The organism is Polymorphobacter multimanifer, assembly GCF_014205635.1.
Classification (GTDB): Bacteria; Pseudomonadota; Alphaproteobacteria; order Sphingomonadales; family Sphingomonadaceae; genus Sandarakinorhabdus; species Sandarakinorhabdus multimanifer.
The window spans coordinates 87061-104938 of sequence record NZ_JACIIV010000009.1; the positions used below are offsets into that span (position 1 = coordinate 87061).

The 17878-nt window shown below is 64.4% G+C and carries 29 protein-coding genes; 2 read left to right on the plus strand and 27 right to left on the minus strand.

Annotated features, from left to right (window positions below; genetic code table 11):
• Nucleotides 1–79: 79 nt before the first annotated feature.
• Together FHS79_RS07390 and FHS79_RS07395 are read left to right on the plus strand one after the other, a co-directional pair.
• Nucleotides 80–805 (plus strand): GntR family transcriptional regulator, encoded by a 726-nt coding sequence (locus FHS79_RS07390; protein WP_184197678.1) that lies wholly within the window; start codon nt 80–82, stop codon nt 803–805.
• Between the two features lie 79 nt (nt 806–884).
• Nucleotides 885–1412: a hypothetical protein gene (locus FHS79_RS07395; protein WP_184197681.1), complete on the plus strand. Its 528-nt coding sequence runs from the start codon at nt 885–887 to the stop codon at nt 1410–1412.
• Between the two features lie 18 nt (nt 1413–1430).
• Here FHS79_RS07395 and FHS79_RS07400 read toward each other — a convergent pair whose 3' ends face one another.
• The 27 genes from FHS79_RS07400 to rplB form a co-directional block, all read right to left on the minus strand.
• Entirely contained in the window at nt 1431–2135 is a 705-nt protein-coding gene (locus FHS79_RS07400; protein WP_184197684.1) for a DUF4136 domain-containing protein, read from the minus strand.
• 102 nt (nt 2136–2237) lie between these two features.
• A complete protein-coding gene (gene trpS / locus FHS79_RS07405; protein ID WP_184197687.1) occupies nt 2238–3233 on the minus strand; it encodes a tryptophan--tRNA ligase in 996 nt (331 codons plus the stop codon).
• On the minus strand, nt 3230–4795 hold the full coding sequence (gene murJ, locus FHS79_RS07410) for a murein biosynthesis integral membrane protein MurJ (protein WP_184197914.1): 1566 nt from the start codon (nt 4793–4795) through the stop codon (nt 3230–3232). Before murJ ends, trpS begins: the two co-directional genes overlap by 4 nt.
• 130 nt (nt 4796–4925) lie before the next feature.
• Complete coding sequence (gene secB, locus FHS79_RS07415; RefSeq protein WP_184197690.1) at nt 4926–5420, minus strand: protein-export chaperone SecB; 495 nt, start codon at nt 5418–5420, stop codon at nt 4926–4928.
• A 50-nt stretch (nt 5421–5470) separates the two neighbouring features.
• Nucleotides 5471–5884, minus strand: coding sequence for a 50S ribosomal protein L17 (gene rplQ / locus FHS79_RS07420; protein ID WP_184197693.1), 414 nt, complete (start codon nt 5882–5884; stop codon nt 5471–5473).
• A gap of 215 nt (nt 5885–6099) precedes the next feature.
• Nucleotides 6100–7146 (minus strand): DNA-directed RNA polymerase subunit alpha, encoded by a 1047-nt coding sequence (locus FHS79_RS07425; protein ID WP_184197696.1) that lies wholly within the window; start codon nt 7144–7146, stop codon nt 6100–6102.
• A 112-nt stretch (nt 7147–7258) separates the two neighbouring features.
• Entirely contained in the window at nt 7259–7648 is a 390-nt protein-coding gene (gene rpsK / locus FHS79_RS07430; RefSeq protein ID WP_152577529.1) for a 30S ribosomal protein S11, read from the minus strand.
• A 54-nt stretch (nt 7649–7702) separates the two neighbouring features.
• Nucleotides 7703–8071 carry a 30S ribosomal protein S13 gene (rpsM, locus tag FHS79_RS07435; RefSeq protein WP_184197699.1) on the minus strand — a complete coding sequence of 123 codons (369 nt, stop codon included), beginning with the start codon at nt 8069–8071 and terminating at the stop codon, nt 7703–7705.
• Nucleotides 8072–8234: 163 nt separating this feature from the next.
• Nucleotides 8235–8882, minus strand: a complete 648-nt coding sequence (locus tag FHS79_RS07440) for an adenylate kinase (RefSeq protein WP_184197702.1) — start codon at nt 8880–8882, stop codon at nt 8235–8237.
• Nucleotides 8879–10231, minus strand: coding sequence for a preprotein translocase subunit SecY (gene secY / locus FHS79_RS07445; protein WP_184197704.1), 1353 nt, complete (start codon nt 10229–10231; stop codon nt 8879–8881). Before secY ends, FHS79_RS07440 begins: the two co-directional genes overlap by 4 nt.
• 131 nt (nt 10232–10362) lie before the next feature.
• Nucleotides 10363–10899, minus strand: a complete 537-nt coding sequence (gene rplO, locus FHS79_RS07450) for a 50S ribosomal protein L15 (RefSeq protein ID WP_184197709.1) — start codon at nt 10897–10899, stop codon at nt 10363–10365.
• Between the two features lie 60 nt (nt 10900–10959).
• On the minus strand, nt 10960–11142 hold the full coding sequence (gene rpmD, locus FHS79_RS07455) for a 50S ribosomal protein L30 (RefSeq protein WP_184197712.1): 183 nt from the start codon (nt 11140–11142) through the stop codon (nt 10960–10962).
• A 12-nt stretch (nt 11143–11154) separates the two neighbouring features.
• Complete coding sequence (rpsE, locus tag FHS79_RS07460) at nt 11155–11871, minus strand: 30S ribosomal protein S5 (RefSeq protein WP_243452740.1); 717 nt, start codon at nt 11869–11871, stop codon at nt 11155–11157.
• A 1-nt stretch (nt 11872) separates the two neighbouring features.
• Complete coding sequence (gene rplR / locus FHS79_RS07465; protein WP_184197715.1) at nt 11873–12226, minus strand: 50S ribosomal protein L18; 354 nt, start codon at nt 12224–12226, stop codon at nt 11873–11875.
• Nucleotides 12226–12759: a 50S ribosomal protein L6 gene (gene rplF / locus FHS79_RS07470; protein WP_184197718.1), complete on the minus strand. Its 534-nt coding sequence runs from the start codon at nt 12757–12759 to the stop codon at nt 12226–12228. The genes rplR and rplF overlap by 1 nt, the downstream gene beginning before the upstream one ends.
• Nucleotides 12760–12761: 2 nt before the next feature.
• The gene (gene rpsH / locus FHS79_RS07475; protein WP_184197721.1) at nt 12762–13160 is read right to left on the minus strand and encodes a 30S ribosomal protein S8; all 399 of its coding nucleotides are present in this window, start codon (nt 13158–13160) and stop codon (nt 12762–12764) included.
• An 11-nt stretch (nt 13161–13171) separates the two neighbouring features.
• Entirely contained in the window at nt 13172–13477 is a 306-nt protein-coding gene (rpsN, locus tag FHS79_RS07480) for a 30S ribosomal protein S14 (RefSeq protein ID WP_184197723.1), read from the minus strand.
• Between the two features lie 3 nt (nt 13478–13480).
• Nucleotides 13481–14068, minus strand: coding sequence for a 50S ribosomal protein L5 (gene rplE, locus FHS79_RS07485; protein WP_184197726.1), 588 nt, complete (start codon nt 14066–14068; stop codon nt 13481–13483).
• On the minus strand, nt 14061–14384 hold the full coding sequence (gene rplX, locus FHS79_RS07490) for a 50S ribosomal protein L24 (protein ID WP_184197730.1): 324 nt from the start codon (nt 14382–14384) through the stop codon (nt 14061–14063). Before rplX ends, rplE begins: the two co-directional genes overlap by 8 nt.
• Nucleotides 14384–14752, minus strand: a complete 369-nt coding sequence (rplN, locus tag FHS79_RS07495) for a 50S ribosomal protein L14 (protein WP_184197733.1) — start codon at nt 14750–14752, stop codon at nt 14384–14386. The genes rplX and rplN overlap by 1 nt, the downstream gene beginning before the upstream one ends.
• A complete protein-coding gene (rpsQ, locus tag FHS79_RS07500) occupies nt 14749–14985 on the minus strand; it encodes a 30S ribosomal protein S17 (RefSeq protein ID WP_184197736.1) in 237 nt (78 codons plus the stop codon). The genes rplN and rpsQ overlap by 4 nt, the downstream gene beginning before the upstream one ends.
• A gap of 3 nt (nt 14986–14988) precedes the next feature.
• Complete coding sequence (gene rpmC / locus FHS79_RS07505; RefSeq protein WP_184197739.1) at nt 14989–15204, minus strand: 50S ribosomal protein L29; 216 nt, start codon at nt 15202–15204, stop codon at nt 14989–14991.
• Between the two features lie 4 nt (nt 15205–15208).
• Entirely contained in the window at nt 15209–15640 is a 432-nt protein-coding gene (gene rplP, locus FHS79_RS07510; protein ID WP_184197742.1) for a 50S ribosomal protein L16, read from the minus strand.
• A gap of 13 nt (nt 15641–15653) precedes the next feature.
• A complete protein-coding gene (rpsC, locus tag FHS79_RS07515; RefSeq protein WP_184197745.1) occupies nt 15654–16349 on the minus strand; it encodes a 30S ribosomal protein S3 in 696 nt (231 codons plus the stop codon).
• On the minus strand, nt 16349–16756 hold the full coding sequence (gene rplV, locus FHS79_RS07520; RefSeq protein ID WP_184197747.1) for a 50S ribosomal protein L22: 408 nt from the start codon (nt 16754–16756) through the stop codon (nt 16349–16351). The genes rpsC and rplV overlap by 1 nt, the downstream gene beginning before the upstream one ends.
• The gene (gene rpsS, locus FHS79_RS07525) at nt 16756–17031 is read right to left on the minus strand and encodes a 30S ribosomal protein S19 (protein WP_184197750.1); all 276 of its coding nucleotides are present in this window, start codon (nt 17029–17031) and stop codon (nt 16756–16758) included. Before rpsS ends, rplV begins: the two co-directional genes overlap by 1 nt.
• Nucleotides 17032–17037: 6 nt before the next feature.
• Nucleotides 17038–17874: a 50S ribosomal protein L2 gene (gene rplB / locus FHS79_RS07530; protein ID WP_184197752.1), complete on the minus strand. Its 837-nt coding sequence runs from the start codon at nt 17872–17874 to the stop codon at nt 17038–17040.
• Nucleotides 17875–17878 lie beyond the last annotated feature (4 nt).

Genomic DNA, 17878 nt, shown 5'->3' on the forward strand with positions numbered 1-17878 from the left:
TTTGTCCGGACTTATTGCGGATATGCGCGGCATCAATCAAGGTGCACCATCCTCGGGGCGAACAACGGACACAAGAACCATGGGACGACCAGCTGGCGGTGAACCCCGCTACGCACAGGTGGCGGCGGATTTGAGAGCGGCGATCCAGGCCGGCGATTTCGGCGAGGGCGCGCAGTTGCCGACGGAGAATGCCCTGTGCGAACGCTATGGCATCTCGCGCTTCACGGTGCGCGAGGCGCTCCGCCGGTTGCAGGCGGAAGGGCTGATCCGCCGCCGCCGCGGCTCGGGCACCATTGTCGCCAGCCCTGACCAGGTGCTGCGGCAGCCGCTCTCCGATGTGGCGGAGCTGCTGCAATATGCCGCCGAATCGGAATTCCAGTTCAAGGATTGCGGCACCATCACGCTGTCCGGACCTCGCGCCGAGGAGCTTGGCGTCGCCGGCGGCAGCCAGTGGCTGCACCTGACCGGGCTGCGGCGGATGAGCCCTGGCGGCGCTGCGGTCGCAGTCACCGAAGTGTACATCAATCCGGCGCTCGCAGCGCATGTGCCCGGGCTGCGGCCGGGGCCGGAAACCCTGTTCCAGCAGCTCGCGCGCGCCGGCGGATTTCGGGTAAGGCAAGTCGTGCAGAACATCAGCGCCATGGCAGCGGGCAATGCCGAAGCCGCAGCCCTTGGCATCGCTCGACGCGCGCCAGTGTTGCGGATCGTGCGCGTCTATTCCGACGAGAACGGCCGGGTTGTGGAGATTTCGGTGTCGTCGCACCCAGGCGATCGCTTCACCTATTCGATGCACATCGACCAGTAAGCCGCGTGCAGCGTTTGTTCATTTGCCCGCCACGCCTGATGCACTACAACCTTTCCAGAATGGCTTGAGGAGTGGGTTGATGCGTGTGTTGGTGGTGATGGTGCTGGCCCTGGCCACGACACCAGCAGCGGCCCAGGAGGCGCGGCCCGTCAAGGGGCCACCGGTGCCCGTGGACGCGCCAGCGCCGGAACGCGCCACCACCGAGACGATCACGACGCAAACGCCCGCTGGCGGTGCCGTGCGTTCGACCCTCAAGCCGGTCGGGGATCCGGGCGATGGTACCCAGCCTCGCCAGCGGCTTGTTACCGTGTTCGGCACCGAGCCATGCCCCAAGCCGACATCGCCCGACGAGGTGGTGGTCTGCGCCCGGCTTCCCGAGTCGGAAATCTACCGCATCCCCACCCCGCTCAGGCAGGCTGAACGCCGCGGCAATCCCTTCGAGGAGAACCGCGCACTGATGGTGCAGGATGTCGCAGGCGGGGGCATCGGCAGTTGCTCGGCCGTGGGTGCCGGGGGCGCCGTGGGCTGCAATCGCAACCAGGTCGATGCCTGGGCGCGCGACCGTGCCGGGCGCATGGGCACCGAAGAGGAAATCCCCCGCCAGTAATGGCGGGGGTTCCTGACATCAGCGACCGGGACGAACCGTCGGGGTCATTTCCGGACGCGCCGGATCGAATTTCACCCGCACCGTCTCGCCGCTGTTGCCGGGGAAGTTGGTGAAGATTGCCGTCACCAGATTCGGGACGAGCCGGGTAAGGTTGTTCGAGCTGCTCACGGTTTCGGCGCGGCCTTCGAAAAGGCTGGTCTTGTCGGCATTGCGCTCGATCTTGATCGCCACGGCGGAATTATACTGCGTCACCGAATAGACATCGTTGCCGCCCCAGCCGCCACCACCGAAGCCACCACCCCAACCACCGAAGCCGCCGCCCCAGCCGCCGAAGCCACCGCCCCAACCGCCAAAGCCACCGCCCCAATAGGGGTTCCAGCCCCAGCCGGGGCCAAAGCCACCCCAACCGCCGAAGCCGGGGCGGGTGCGGATCTGCTCACGCGGTGCGCCCACGGTATAATCGAGCTTGACGGTGAGTGCAGCAGCGCCAGGACTCTGTGCTTCGGTGTAACCATTGGCGACAAGCTTCTGCCGCACGAGACTGGCGTATGTTGCAAATTCGAGCCCGCCGACATTCTCCTTGTCGCGCGGCTCGATCACGAACGTCTGGCCGCCGGGGGGCGGCAGCTGCTGGAAGCGCGCAACACGCGCTTCAAAAGTAGGGGCGCAACCGGCGAGAAGTGCCAGCGCTGCGAGCGGCATCAGCTTGGTCGTACGCGACATGGTGAGTGTTCCTTGCAGGGAAGTCTGCTCTATAGCCCTGGAGTTACGGGAACCGAAGTGAATTGGCGCTTAACCCGGGCTGTACCTGGGTGTCGCAGGGACTCACTCTGCCAGACCGACAGCACGATGCACCTCGGCCAGCACCGGCTCGGCGATCGCGCGCGCCTTGGCAGCACCCGCGGCCAGCACGGCATCGAGCGTCGTCGCATCGTGGCGCAAGGCGTTGAAGCGTTCGGTGATCGGCGCGATCGTCGCCACCATGAGTTCGGCCAAGGCCGGCTTGAAAGTTCCAAAACCCTGCCCACCGCGCTCGGCCAGCACTTGCGCGACGCTCTGCCCGGACAGTGCCGCCATCAACCCCACCAGGTTTGCCGCTTCCGGCCGCCCGGCCAGCCCCGCCGCCTCGCTCGGCAATGGCTCGGGGTCGGTTTTCGCGCGCTTGATCTTCTGCGCGATCGTATCGGCCGAATCGGTCAAATTGATCCGAGCGGCATCACTGGGGTCGGACTTGGACATTTTGGCCGAACCATCGCGCAGGCTCATCACGCGCGTGGCCGGTCCCTCGATCACCGGCTCGGGCAACGGAAACAGCTCGACGCCGAAATCGTTGTTGAATTTGGCGGCGATGTCGCGCGCCAGTTCGAGGTGCTGCTTCTGGTCCTCGCCCACCGGCACATGCGTCGCCTTGTAGGCCAGGATATCGGCGGCCTGGAGCACAGGATAGGTGAACAGTCCCACGCTGGCCCCCTCCCGGTCCTTGCCCGACTTTTCCTTGAACTGCGTCATGCGATTCAACCAACCCATCCGCGCCGTGCACATCAGCACCCAGGCCAGCTCGGCATGCACGCGCACCGCACTCTGGTTGAACAGCACGCAGCGATCCGGATCAAGCCCGGCAGCGATGAGTGCCGCGGTCATCTCGCGGATGCCGGCGCGCAAGCCTTTCGGCTCCTGCGCCACGGTGATGGCATGGAGATCGACGACGCAGAACAGGCACTCGGCCTCATCCTGCATCCGCACCCAATTGCGGATGGCGCCGAGGTAATTGCCCAGATGCAGATTGCCCGTCGGCTGGATGCCCGAGAACACACGCCTCATTTCTTGCCCCTTCTGAATTGCGCCTTCAATTCGGCGAGCGTGAACACGCCCGTCAGCCGCACCGCGACCAGATAGGCCAGGCCGCCGCCGCCGATCAACACCAGCAGACCCATGGCCCGCCATGGCAGCGGCCCGGCCATCAGCCCGGCGACCGCCGGACCCAACGCCAGCAGCGCGGCCACCATCAGCCCCGCTGCCAGACCCAGCCGCGGCAGGGCCCGCAACAGCCGCGCATCCATGGCAAAGTGCCCGCGCCGGCGAAGCACGATAAACAGCACGGCCGCATTTACCCAGGCCGCCGCCGCGGTGGAAAGGGCGATCCCGACATGGCCGAGCGACCAGATGAGCAGCAGGTTGCCGACAAGATTGACGAGCATCGAGGCCACCGCGATCCGCACCGGGGTGCTCGTGTCCGACCGCGCATGGAAGCCGGGGGTCAGCACCTTGATGAGCACATAGGCCGGCAGCCCCAGCGCGAACGCCGCCAGCGCCGCAGCCGTTGCTGCCGTGTCGGCTGCCTGGAACGCTTCATATTCGAGCAGGCCGTGGATGATCGGCCCTGCCGCCACCGCCAGCCCCGCAGCCGCCGGCAGCGTGAGCAGCAGCACGAGCTCGATCGCGCGGTTCTGGGTCCGCACCGCCGCTTCGGCATCACCGGCACCCAGCTGCCGCGAAAGGGCGGGCAGCAGCGCCGTCCCCACGCCGATGCCGATGATGCCGAGCGGCAGCTGGTTGAGCCGGTCGGCGTAATAGAGCCAGGACACCGCCCCTTCGGGGAGGAATCGCGCAGCCAGCGCGGTCGAAATCAGCAGGTTGACCTGAACGGCGCCGGCGCCAAGGGCGGCGGGAACGATGAGCCGCATCAGCTTGCGCACCTGCTCGCCGAGCCTGGGTGCCCGCAGCCGCAGCTTGATGTCGGCGCGGAGGCACGCCCAGAGCAGCCACATGAACTGCGCGATTCCGGCCAGCGAGACGCACAGCGCCTGCACGCGTGCGGCATCGACCTTGTCGGCGCCGTTTGAAAAGACCAGCCCGCCGATCAGCACCAGGTTGAGCAGGATCGGCGCTGCCGCGTTGATCCAGAAGCGGCCGAGCGAGTTGAGAATGCCCCCCATCAGGCTCACCAGGCTGATCAGCAGCAGATAAGGGAAGGTGAGGCGCGTGAAATCCACTGCCAGCGCGAACTTCTGGCTGTCATCGCCGGCAAAGCCACCCGTCAGGGCCCAGACCACAGGGCCCGCGAGCAGAACCATGACCCCGGTGAACACCACCAGCACCGGCAGCAGCACCGACAGCACATCCTCGGCAAAGCGCTTGGCGCGGCCGAGATCGCCACCGTCGGCGCCGACCTGCCGATTGAACATCGGCACGAAGGCCGCCGAAAAGGCCCCTTCGGCAAACAACGCGCGGAACAGGTTGGGCAAGCGGAACGCAATGAGGAACACGTCTGCCGCCATGCCGGCGCCTAGCACACGTGCCATCAGCACATCGCGGCCGAAGCCGGCGATGCGGCTGAGCAGGGTGAGGCTGCCGATCGTGGCGGTGGCGCGGAGGAGGTTCAGAGGGGCCTCCGGCGGGCAGGGGGCTCGCCCCCTGCACCCCTGGCCTTGGGCCTGTGCTGTTTGCTTCTCATGTAGCCCCCGTAAACATCAGGGGTGCAGGGGGCCAGCCCCCTGCCCGCCGGAGGCTGGCTCAGGCGTTGCCCACCGGCTGGCCATCCGGCCCCATCCCACGCTGCTGCAGATACAGCGTGTGGAAATCGATCGGATCGAGCATCAGCGGCGGGAAGCCGCCATCGCGTACCGAATCGGCGATGATACGACGGGCGAACGGAAACAGAATTCGCGGCGCCTCGATGATGAGGAAGGGCTCGAGCGCCTCCTCGGGCACATTCTGCAGCCCGAACAGCCCGGCATAAAGCACGTCGACGACGAAGCTCGTCATGTCTCCGTTCTTGGCGGTGGCGGTGATCTTGAGCTCGACCTCGAACATCGTGTCATTGGCGCGGCGGGCATTGACGCCGACATTCACGTCGATCTGCGGCTGGCCCTCGGCCTGCAGCGAAGCCGGAGCGTTGGGGTTCTCGAAGGACAGGTCCTTCACATATTGCGTCAGGATGGAAACCTGCGGCAGCGGCGCATCGGCATCGACATCGACGCCATTGGTTGTGATGAGATCGTCAGCCATGGATCAGGGCCTTTCGCAATTGAGGAGACTCGGGCTTTAGCCTGCGAAGATCAATCTTCGGAGTCGAAGCTCTCGACAGGGCCCGAGTCCTGGCCCTTGGCACTGGTGTCGCGGTCAACGAACTCGACGACCGCCATCGGCGCTGCGTCGGATCGGCGCGAGCCGGCCTTGATGATGCGGATATAGCCGCCTGGCCGGTCCGCGTAGCGGGTCGCAAGCACGTCGAACAGCTTGGCAAGCTGCGTTTCGTCGCCGAGGCGCGCCATGGCGAGACGACGGTTGGACAGGCCGCCATGCTTGGCGAGCGTGATCAGCTTTTCGAGATAGGGGCGGATTTCGCGGGCCTTGGGCAGCGTCGTGGTGATCTGCTCGTGCTTGATGAGCGCTGCCGACATGTTGCGGAACATGGCGATGCGGTGGCTGGTGGTCCGTCCCAGCTTACGATGGGCTACACGATGGCGCATGGTCTTCTCTCCGTTCGTGGCCGGGCCGTATCAGGCACCCGGCGACTGGCTGTGGATGGGGCAGCCGTGGACCCCTTTGGTGATTGTCTTTTCGGGCGGGCGGCGCCGCGGCAAAGCCGCGTCGTGACGTCAGACCGGTTCCGGTGGCGCAGCCACCGGCCCGGCTGGCCGACGCTGCGCCGAGTCCGTGCGCGGCACGCGCACGGCCGGCTTGCTTAGAACTCCTGTTCGAGCTTCTTCGCCATTTCCTCGATGTTCTCCGGCGGCCAGCCCGAAATTTCCATGCCGAGCCGCAGACCCATATGACCAAGGACTTCCTTGATTTCGTTCAAGGACTTGCGACCGAAGTTCGGGGTACGGAGCATTTCGCTCTCGCTCTTCTGCACCAGATCACCGATGTAGATGATGTTGTCGTTCTTGAGGCAGTTGGCGCTGCGCACCGACAGCTCGAGCTCGTCGACCTTCTTGAGCAGGTAGCGGTTGATCGCGGTGTTGTCGTCCACCTCGATCGGGCCGCCGGCGGGCAGCGGCGCTGCCACGGGAGCGACGACATCCTCGAAGTTGACGAACAGCTGCAGCTGATCCTGAAGGATCTTGGCGGCATAGGCCAGGCTGTCCTCAGGCGTGACCGAACCATCGGTCTCGACCGTGATCGTCAGCTTGTCGTAATCGAGCTCCTGGCCGACGCGGGTGTTGTCCACCTTGTAGCTGACTTGGCGCACCGGCGAATAAAGCGCGTCCACCGGGATCAACCCGATCGGCGCATCGGCGGGGCGGTTGGCGCTGGCGGGCACATAGCCCTTGCCGGCTTCGACCGTCAGTTCCATGTTGAGCGTGGCGCCCTCATCGAGCGTGCAGATGACGAGGTCGGTGTTCATCACCTCCATGTCACCGGTCACGTTGATCTGGCCGGCGGTCACTTCGCCCGGGCCGGTGGCATTGAGGTGCACACGCTTGGGCTGGTCGCCCTGCATGCGGATCGCCACCTGCTTAATGTTGAGCACGATGTCGGTCACGTCCTCGCGCACACCGGCAAGGCTCGAGAATTCGTGAAGCACACCGTCCATCTTGATGGCGGTGACGGCTGCACCCTGCAGCGAGGAAAGCAGCACGCGGCGAAGCGCGTTGCCAAGCGTGAGGCCGAAGCCACGCTCGAGCGGCTCGGCGATGAAGCTTGCCTTGCGCCGCTGGTCGGCAGCAGCCTTGGATTCCAGCCGGTTCGGCTTCTTCAGTTCGGTCCAGTTCTTGGCAATAACAGCCACAGGCTCACCTCATCATCAGCAGGGCAGACGGGTCGTCACCCGCCCACCCCCGGCATCAAAAAAACGCTCACACCGCCGCGCCGGGGGACACGGCAGCGCACAGGAGCAAAACTCAGACCCGGCGGCGCTTCGGAGGCCGCACGCCATTGTGCGGGATCGGCGTCACGTCGCGGATCGCGGTGATCTGGAAGCCGACCGCCTGCAATGCGCGCAGCGCCGATTCGCGGCCCGAACCCGGCCCACGCACTTCGACTTCGAGCGTGCGCACGCCATGTTCCGCGGCCTTCTTGCCGGCATCTTCGGCCGCCATCTGGGCGGCGAACGGCGTCGACTTGCGGCTGCCCTTGAACCCCATCGTGCCGGCGCTCGACCAGGCAATAGCATTGCCCTGGGCATCGGTGATGGTGATCATGGTGTTGTTGAAGCTGGCGTTCACATGAGCGACGCCAGAGGTGATGTTCTTGCGCTCCCGGCGCTTGATGCGTGCGACTTCGCGTGCCATCGAATTGATCCTGTTCCGTGTCTGCTGGTGAGAAAGAAGTGAAGGCGGTTGCGCTTACTTCTTCTTGCCGGCGATCGGCTTGGCCTTGCCCTTGCGGGTGCGGGCGTTGGTGTGGGTGCGCTGGCCGCGGACCGGAAGGCCCTTGCGGTGGCGCAGCCCGCGATAGCAGGCGAGGTCCATCAGCCGCTTGATGTTCATCTGCGTCTGGCGACGCAGGTCGCCTTCCACACTGAGCTCGCGGTCGATCTTCTCGCGAATCAGCAGCACTTCGGCGTCCGTCAGTTCCTGCACCCGGCGCTCGGGCGGAAAGCCCAGCTCGCCGGCAAGACGCTTGGCAGTGGTGCGACCGATGCCGTGAATATATGTGAGCGCGATTTCAACGCGCTTGTTGGTCGGGATGTTAACACCCGCAATACGTGCCACAAATGCTTCCTTCCATGCTCCACGGGGCCGAGGGCAACGGTCCCATCTCAAAGCAGCCGTTCAAACGGCTGAAATGCCGCTCAAAGCCTATTTCCGGTTCATCGGAGTGAGCGGCGGTATAGACCGACTCCAGAAGAGTCAAGCCCGAATCAATATCTGCGCCTCAGTTGCCGATCACTGCATCGATGCTTGTTGCCACCGCATCCATGTCGGCCATGCCATCGAGCCGGCTCACCAGCCCCTGCGCTTCGTAGTGCGGCAGAATGGGCGCAGTCTTGGCACGATACTCGGCCATGCGCGTGCGCACCGTGTCGGCATTGTCGTCGGGCCGCCGCTTGAAGCTGCTGCTGCCGCACACATCGCACACACCCTCTTGCGCAGGCTGCTTGAAGACATCGTGATAGCCCTCGCCGCAGCTCCCGCAGGTAAAGCGGCCGGTGATGCGCTCGACGAGCGCCTCCTCATCGACCATGAGCTCGATGACATGGTCGAGCTTCATGTTCTTGGCGGCTAGCATGGCGTCGAGCTCATGCGCCTGTGCGGGTGTGCGCGGATACCCGTCGAGGATGAACCCGCGCCTGCAATCCTCATGGTCGAGACGCTCGGAAAGGATGCCGTTGACGATGGCATCGGACACCAGCTCGCCGGCTTCCATGACCTTCTTCGCAGCAATGCCGATCGGCGTCTGGGCGGCAACAGCCGCGCGCAGCATGTCTCCGGTGGAAAGCTGCACCAGGCCTCGCTCCTTGACGAGCCGTCCGGCCTGAGTGCCCTTGCCCGCCCCCGGCGGACCCAGAAGAATGAGGTTCAACGCCGTCCGCCCCGCAGTTTGGATTTCTTGATCAGCCCCTCATATTGATGGGCCAACAGGTGGCTCTGGATCTGCGCCACCGTATCCATGGTGACATTGACCACGATCAGCAGCGATGTGCCACCGAAATAAAACGGCACTGCCAGGCTCGAGATAAGGAACTCGGGAAGCAGGCAGATCAACACCAGATAGGCTGCCCCGACCACCGTGATCCGGTTGAGCACATAATCGAGGAATTCCGCCGTGCGCTGGCCTGGCCGGATGCCCGGGATGAACCCGCCATATTTCTTGAGATTCTCGGCGGTCTCTTCAGGATTGAACACGATCGCGGTGTAGAAGAAGGCAAAGCCGGCGATGCCGATCGCATAGAGCGCCATGTAGAGCGGCGCGCCGTGCTGAAGCGCCGTCGTCACGGTGATCAACCAGTCGGGCCCGCTGCCGCCCTGCGCCGCGAACTGTGCCACGGTGAGCGGCATCAGCAAGAGCGACGAGGCAAAGATCGGCGGGATGACGCCGGCAGTGTTGATCTTGAGCGGAAGGTGCGAGCTCTCGCCCTGGCTCATGCGGCTGCCGACCTGGCGCTTGGGATACTGGATCAGGATGCGGCGCTGGGCGCGCTCCATCAGACAGATGAAGGCGATGGTTGCGAGAGCCAGCACAAGGACCAGAACCACGAAGCCGCCGGAAATGGCACCGGTCCGCGCCTGCTCGAACATGGTGGCCGCACCACTCGGCAGCTGCGCCACGATGCCGGCCATGATGATGAGCGAAATGCCGTTGCCGATGCCGCGGCTGGTGATCTGCTCGCCGAGCCACATCAGGAACAGCGTGCCGCCCACCAGGCTGATGACCGTGGAGATGCGGAAGAACATGCCCGGATCGATGACAGCGCTCAGACCATCCGCCGAGCCCCAGCTTTCAAGGCCGACAGCGATGCCATAGCCCTGGACAATCGTGAGGAACACCGTGCCGAAGCGCGTGTACTGGTTCAATGTCTTGCGGCCGGTGTCACCTTCCTTCTTCAGCGCCATGAAGCTGGGGACCAGCGAGGTCATCAGCTGCACGACGATGGAGGCGGTGATGTACGGAGTCACGCCGAGCGCGATCAGGCTCATGCGCTCGAGCGCACCGCCCGAGAACATGTTGAAGAAATCGAGGACGCCACCCTTGGTGCCCTCGAACAGCGTGCCCAGCGCCACGGGGTCGATTCCCGGCAGCGGCACGAAGGACACCAGCCGGAACACGACAAGCGCACCAAGCGTGAACCAGAGGCGCTTCTTGAGCTCGGTGGCCTTGGAGAAATTCGCGAAGCTGAGGTTCGCGGCCATTTGTTCGGCGGCTGATGCCATCGTCCCTGCCTGTCACCCTTCAGCCCGGAAGCGGGCCTGTTTCGCGTAGATAGGGTGGACCAGCCCGCATTGCCATGCTGCTTTTTGACTGGTCCGCACATCCGCCGGTTGCGGATGCTCCATCGACTGGTTCAGCCGGCGGCCTTGGCCGCACGGGCTTCGGCGCGCGCGGCCTTGGCTTCGTCCTTGGTCAGCGCCGCAGGCTTGGGCGCCGGCAGCTCGATCGAGCCGCCTGCGGCTTCCACGGCAGCCTTGGCCGACGCACTGACGCCATCGACCTTCAGATTGACCTTGGCGGTCAGCGCACCCTTGCCGAGCAGGCGAACGCCATCACGGCCATGTGTCAGAACCTTGGAGGCCAGAAGCGCCGCCGAGTCGATCACCTGCGAGACATCGAGCTTGCCGGCGTCGATCGCGGCCTGCAGCGTGCCGAGGTTGATCTCGGCATAATCCTTGCGGAAGATGTTGTTGAAGCCGCGCTTCGGGATGCGCATGTGCAGCGGCATCTGGCCGCCTTCGAAGCCCTTGATCGACACGCCTTCGCGCGACTTCTGGCCCTTCATGCCGCGCCCGGCGGTCTTGCCGATGCCCGAGCCGATGCCGCGGCCGACGCGAACGCGGTCCTTGCGAGCGCCGGGATTGTCGTGGAGATCGTTGAGCTTGGTCATGGGGTGCACTCGCTTTCGCTTTGGTCGCGCGGTTGAAAATCAGATGGATCGGGAGCCGCCTCAGGCGATCTCTTCGACCTTCACCATGTGCGCAACCTTGGCGATCATGCCACGGATGGACGGGGTGTCCTCCAGCTCGCGCGAGCGGTTCATCTTGTTGAGGCCGAGGCCGATCAGCGTGGCTTCCTGCGAAGGCGCACGGCGGATCGGCGAGCCGGTCTGGGTGACTTTGATCTTGGCCATGTCAATCAATCCTTATGCCACAGCTTCGGCATCGGCTTCGGCAACGCGTGCCGAAACATCGCCGCGCCGGGCCATCAGATCGGCAATCTTCTTGCCGCGCCGCTGCGCCACGCTCTTCGGGCTGGTCTGCTCGGAGAGGGCCGCAAAGGTCGCCCGGATCATGTTATAGGGGTTATTGGTGCCCACAGACTTCGTCACCACATCGGCCACGCCGAGCGATTCGAACACGGCGCGCATCGGCCCGCCGGCGATGATGCCGGTACCCTGGGTAGCGGAGCGGACATAGACCTTGCCGGCGCCGAAATGGCCATAGCCATCATGGTGCAGGGTGCGGCCATCGCGCAGCGGCACGCGGATCATCGCCTTCTTGGCAGCGGCCGTTGCCTTCTGGATGGCTTCCGGCACTTCGCGCGCCTTGCCATGGCCGAAGCCGACGCGGCCCTTGGCATCGCCGACCACCACGAGTGCGGCGAAACCGAAGCGCTTGCCGCCCTTGACGGTCTTGGACACGCGGTTGATGTGCACGAGCTTCTCGACCAGCTCCTCGGCGCCCGGCTCGGCATTTGCGTCACGGCGGCCACGGTTGCGGTCGTCACGACCACCACCACGCCCCGGACCACGGTTGCCATCACGGCCACCACCGGGTCCACCCCGACCACCACCAGGCCCGCGACGGCCCTGGGGCTGTTCCGCGGGTGCTGCGCCGGCGTCAACGATCTCATCAGCCATCTTAAAACTCCAATCCGCCCTCGCGGGCGCCCTCGGCCAGCGCCTTGACGCGGCCATGGAACAGGAACCCGCCGCGGTCGAACACGACCGCCGAAACACCCGCCGCCTTGGCACGCTCGGCCAAGTGCTTGCCGACTTCGGTTGCTGCATCCTTGGTGGCGCCGGTGGTGGCACGCACCTCGACTTCCAGCGTCGAAGCGGCCGCGAGCGTCACGCCCTGGCTGTCATCGATCACCTGCGCATAGATATGCTGCGACGTGCGGTGGATCGACAAACGCGGGCGACCGCCACCCTTGGAGCGGAGAGCCGTGCGCACGCGCCGACGGCGCTGCTCGAAAACAGAGAGCTTGGCCATTACTTCTTCTTCCCTTCCTTGCGGAAGATGAACTCGCCGCGATACCGCACACCCTTGCCCTTGTAGGGCTCGGGCTTGCGCCAGCGGCGGATTTCCGCTGCCACCTGGCCGACGCGCTGCTTGTCCATGCCGCTGATTTCGACCGTGGTCTGATCCGGCGTCTTGATGGTGATGCCATCGGGGATGGCGAAATCGACATCATGGCTGTAGCCAAGCTGCAGGCGCAGGTTGGAACCCTGCACCGCTGCACGATAACCGACACCGGTGATCTCGAGGACCTTGGTGAAGCCGCCCGACACACCCTGCACCAGATTGGCGACGAGCGTGCGCTGCATCCCCCAATAGGCACGGGCACGCTTGCTGTCGTTGGCAGGCGTCACGCCGATCTCGCTGTCACGGACCTCATAGGCGATATCGTCCACCAGTGGCAACGTGAGTTCGCCCTTGGGGCCCTTCACGCTCAGCACGCGGCCTTCGATCGAGGCCGAGACGCCCGCAGGCACCGCAACCGGCTTTTTTCCAATGCGCGACATGATCAGAATACCTGGCAGAGGACTTCGCCACCGACATTCTGCTCGCGCGCTTCCGCATCCGAGAGAACACCACGTGGCGTCGAGACGATGACAATGCCGAGGCCATTGCGGACCCGCGGCAGTTCGGTGGCACCCGAGTAGACGCGGCGGCCGGGCTTCGACACGCGCGAAACGTGCTGGATGGCCGGCTGGCCCTCGAAATACTTCAGGTCGATACGCAGGGCGGCCGAGGTCGTGCCATCGTCTGCCTTGCTGTAGCCACGGATATAGCCTTCACGCTGGAGCACATCGAGAACGCGTGCGCGCAGCTTGGAAGCCGGGGTGAGAATCGAATCCTTCTTGGCCTGCTGGCCATTGCGGATCCGGGTGAGCATGTCGCCCAGGGGATCGGTCATCGACATCTGTCAGGCCCTTACCAGCTCGACTTCGTCACACCGGGGATCAGGCCCTTGTTGGCCAGTTCCCGCAGCATGATGCGCGAAAGCTTGAATTTGCGGTAATAGGCACGGCTGCGGCCGGTCAGCTCGCAACGGTTGCGCACCCGCGTCGGATTGGCGTTGCGCGGCAGCTCGGCCATCTTCAGCCGCGCCATCAGCCGCTCATTGTCATCGCGCGACGTGTCGGCCGCGATGGCCTTGAGCACGGCGAACTTGCCCGCATACTTTACCACCAGCGCCTTGCGACGCTCGTTCTTGTTGATCGAGGAAAGCTTTGCCATGGCTCAAGCCGCCTTCTTGTCTTGGGTGAGACCGATGAACGGAAAACCGAACAGGGCCAGCAGTTCGCGGGCTTCGTCGTCGGTCTTCGCCGAAGTGGTCACGATCACATCCATGCCGCGAACCTTCTCGATCCGATCATAGTTGATTTCGGGGAAGATGATCTGCTCCTTCAGGCCCATGGCATAATTGCCGCGGCCATCGAAGCTCTTCGGGTTGAGACCGCGGAAATCGCGGACGCGCGGCAAAGCGATGGTGATCAGCCGGTCGAGGAATTCGTACATCCGCTCGCGGCGCAGCGTCACCTTGCACGCGATCGGCATGCCTTCGCGCAGCTTGAAGGTGGCGACCGACTTCTTGGCCTTGACGATCACCGGCTTCTGGCCGGCGATCAGCGCCATTTCGGCAGCCGCGATATCGACCTTCTTCTTGTCCTGCGTTGCTTCACCCACGCCCATGTTGAGCACGATCTTCTGGATCGACGGCACCTGCATGACATTGGTGTAGCCAAAGCGTTCGGTCATCGCCGCGCGGATCTTCTCGGCATACAGCGCCTGCATCCGCGGCGTGTAGCTGGTCTCTGAATCAGCCATTGATCACCTCTCCCGACCGCTTGGCGACCCGCACCTTGCGACCATCTTCCAGCACCTTGAAACCAACCCGGGTCGGCTTGCCGTCCTTGGGATCGGCGAGTGCAACTTTCGAAACCGCCATCGGCGCTTCGATCTTTTCCAGGCCGCCATTCGGATCGGTCTGGCTCGGCTTCTTGTGGCGGGTCATGATGTTGATGCCCGCAACCACGACCTTGCCGTCACGCGGCAGCGACTTGGTCACTTCGCCCGACTTGCCCTTGTCCTTGCCGGACAGGATGACGACGGTGTCGCCCTTCTTGATCTTGGCAGCGCTCATTACAGCACCTCCGGCGCAAGACTGATGATCTTCATGTGACCCGTTGCGCGCAGCTCACGCACCACCGGCCCGAAGATACGGGTGCCGATCGGCTCCTCGTTCTTGTTGATCAGCACCGCGGCGTTGCCATCGAAGCGGATCACCGAGCCATCGGGACGGCGAATGTCCTTGGCGGTGCGAACGACGACGGCGCGATGCACATCACCCTTCTTCACCTTGCCCTTGGGCTGCGCTTCCTTGATGGACACCACGATCACATCGCCGACGCCGGCAAACCGACGCTTCGAGCCACCGAGCACCTTGATGCACATCACCCTCTTGGCGCCGCTGTTGTCAGCGACATCCAGGTTCGTCTGCATCTGGATCATTTTTCAGTCTCCAGGACTTTCCAGGTCTTCAGCTTGGAAATCGGCGCGCACTCTTCGATGCGAACGATGTCTCCGGCCTTGACGGTGTTGCCCTCATCATGGGCGTGATACTTCTTCGAGCGGCGAATGATCTTGCCATAGACCGGGTGCGCAACCTTGCGCTCGATCAGCACGACCACCGTCTTTTCGCCCTTGTCGGACACAACGGTGCCCTGCAGAATGCGCTTCGGCATGTGTTAAGCTCCTTCGCCGGCAGCCGGCTTGCGGGCCGACTGCAGCGTCTTGATGCGCGCGATGGTGCGGCGCACCTCACGAACCCGGCCCGGCCGCTCCAGCTGGCCGGTGGCCGCCTGGAACCGCAGGTTGAACTGCTCGCGCTTAAGCTGGGAGAGCTCGCCGGCAAGCTGGTCATCACTCTGGACCTTGAGGTCCGCAATCTTCGTCTGTGCCATCGCCTCAGTCCTGCTTCGTCGTCGACTCGCCGAGGCGAACCACCATCTTCACCTTGATCGGCAGCTTGGCAGCTGCACGCTCGAAGGCACCCGCGGCAACATCGTAAGGCACACCGTCGAGCTCGAACATGATCCGGCCCGGCTTGACGCGCGCAGCCCAATATTCCGGCGCACCCTTGCCCTTGCCCATGCGGACTTCGGCAGGCTTGCTCGACACCGGAACATCGGGGAACACCCGGATCCAGAGCCGACCGGCACGCTTGATGTGGCGCGAGATCGCACGGCGAGCCGCTTCGATCTGGCGCGCGGTGATCCGCTCGGGCTCGAGGGCCTTGAGGCCGAAGGCCCCGAAGTTGAGCGCCGTGCCACCCTTGGCTTCACCATGGATGCGGCCCTTGAAGGCCTTTCGGAACTTTGTGCGCTTTGGCTGCAACATTTCTCAATATCCCTTAGCGCGCCGGCCGCACGCCGCTGGTCTGCGATTCCATCATCAGACGGTCCTGCGCCATCGGGTCATGCCCAAGGATTTCACCCTTGAAGATCCAGACTTTCACACCGCAGACGCCATAGGCGGTGTGCGCCTGCGCTTCGGCATAATCCACATTGCCGCGCAGCGTGTGCAGCGGCACCCGGCCTTCACGATACCATTCGGTCCGCGCGATTTCCGCACCACCAAGACGACCCGAGCAGGTGATCTTGATGCCCTCGGCGCCGAGACGCAGCGCCGATTGCACGGCACGCTTCATGGCGCGGCGGAAGGCGATCCGGCGCTCGAGCTGATCGGCAACGCCCTGAGCGACGAGCTTGGAATCGATTTCCGGCTTGCGGATCTCGACGATGTTCAGGCTCACGTCGCTCTTGGTCATCTGCGCGATCTGCTTGCGCAGCTTCTCGATGTCCGCACCCTTCTTGCCGATGATCACGCCGGGACGCGCAGCATAGACCGACACGCGGCACAGCTTGGCGGGGCGCTCGATCACCACCTTGGAGATGGCAGCCTGGGCGTGATTCTTGACGATGAACTCGCGGATCCGGAGATCTTCGAGCAGCAAATTGCCATACTCGTCGCCCTTGGCGAACCAGCGGCTGTCCCAGGTGCGGTTGATCTGCAGGCGCAGACCGATGGGGGAGGTTTTATGACCCATTATGCCCGATCCTTACCAGTGGCTTCCGCCGCGTCGTCACCGAGTTCACGAACCACCACACGCAGCCGGCTGAACGGCTTTTCGATGCGGGCAGCACGGCCGCGAGCACGCGGGGTGAAGCGCTTCATCATGATCGCCTTGCCGACGCTGGCTTCCTGAACCACCAGCGCGTCGACATCGAGGTTATGGTTGTTCTCAGCGTTCGCCACTGCCGATGCGAGCACCTTGCGGACGTCGATCGCCATGGCCTTCTTCGAGAAGGTGAGGATGTTCAGCGCTTCGCCGACCTTGCGGCCGCGGATGAGGCCGGCCACCAGGTTGAGCTTGTACGCCGAGCCGCGGATGGCGGTGGCGACAGCAAGCGCCTCGCGGTCACCGACCTTGCGGGGGGATTTGGGCTTCGACATCAGCGCTTGCCCTTCTTGTCGGCGGCATGGCCGGGGAAGCTGCGCGTCGGCGCGAATTCACCCAGCTTCATCCCCACCATGTCCTCGGACACCGAGACGGGGATGTGCTTCCTGCCATTGTAGACACTGAAAACCAGGCCAACGAACTGCGGCAGGATGGTGGAGCGGCGCGACCAGGTCTTGATCGGCGCGCGCGCACCACTGGCCTGCGCGGTTTCGGCCTTCTTCAGAAGGTGGAGATCCACAAAGGGACCCTTCCAGACGGAGCGGCTCATCGGCCCTTACCTCTTCTTCTTGGCATGGCGCGAGCGGATGATCATGTGATCCGTCGCCTTGTTGTGGCGCGTCTTCGCACCCTTGGTCGGCTTGCCCCATGGGGTCACCGGATGGCGACCGCCCGAGGTGCGGCCTTCACCACCACCATGCGGGTGATCGACCGGGTTCTTGGCGACACCGCGCGTCAGCGGGCGATGGCCCAGCCAGCGATTGCGACCGGCCTTGCCGAGGTTGGTGTTGCTGTTGTCGGGGTTCGACACCGCACCCACCGTCGCCATGCAATCGCCGCGCACGTAACGCTGCTCGCCCGAATTGAGGCGAATGATCACCTGGCCACGGTCACGACCGACAACCTGGACGAAGGTGCCGGCGGCGCGCGCCATCTGACCACCCTTGCCGGGCTTCAGCTCGACATTGTGGACGATGGTGCCAACCGGCATCTGGCCGATTTCCATGGCATTGCCAGGCTTCACATCGACCTTCTTGCCTGCGGTGACCGAGTCACCCACGGCGAGACGCTGCGGCGCGATGATGTACTGCTGCTTGCCATCGAGATACTTGACCAGCGCGATGAACGCCGAACGGTTGGGATCATATTCCAGCCGCTCGACGGTCGCTGCCACGTCCCAGGTCCGCCGCTTGAAATCGATCATGCGGTAGAGCTGCTTGTGGCCGCCGGCGATGCCGCGTGCCGTCGCATGACCCATGTTGTTGCGGCCACCCGACTTGCGCAGGCCCACCGTCAACGACTTGATCGGACGACCCTTGAACAGGCCCGACCGGTCGACCAGGATCAGGCCGCGACGGCCCGGGCTGGTGGGGTTGTAATTCTTCAGAGCCATGGTC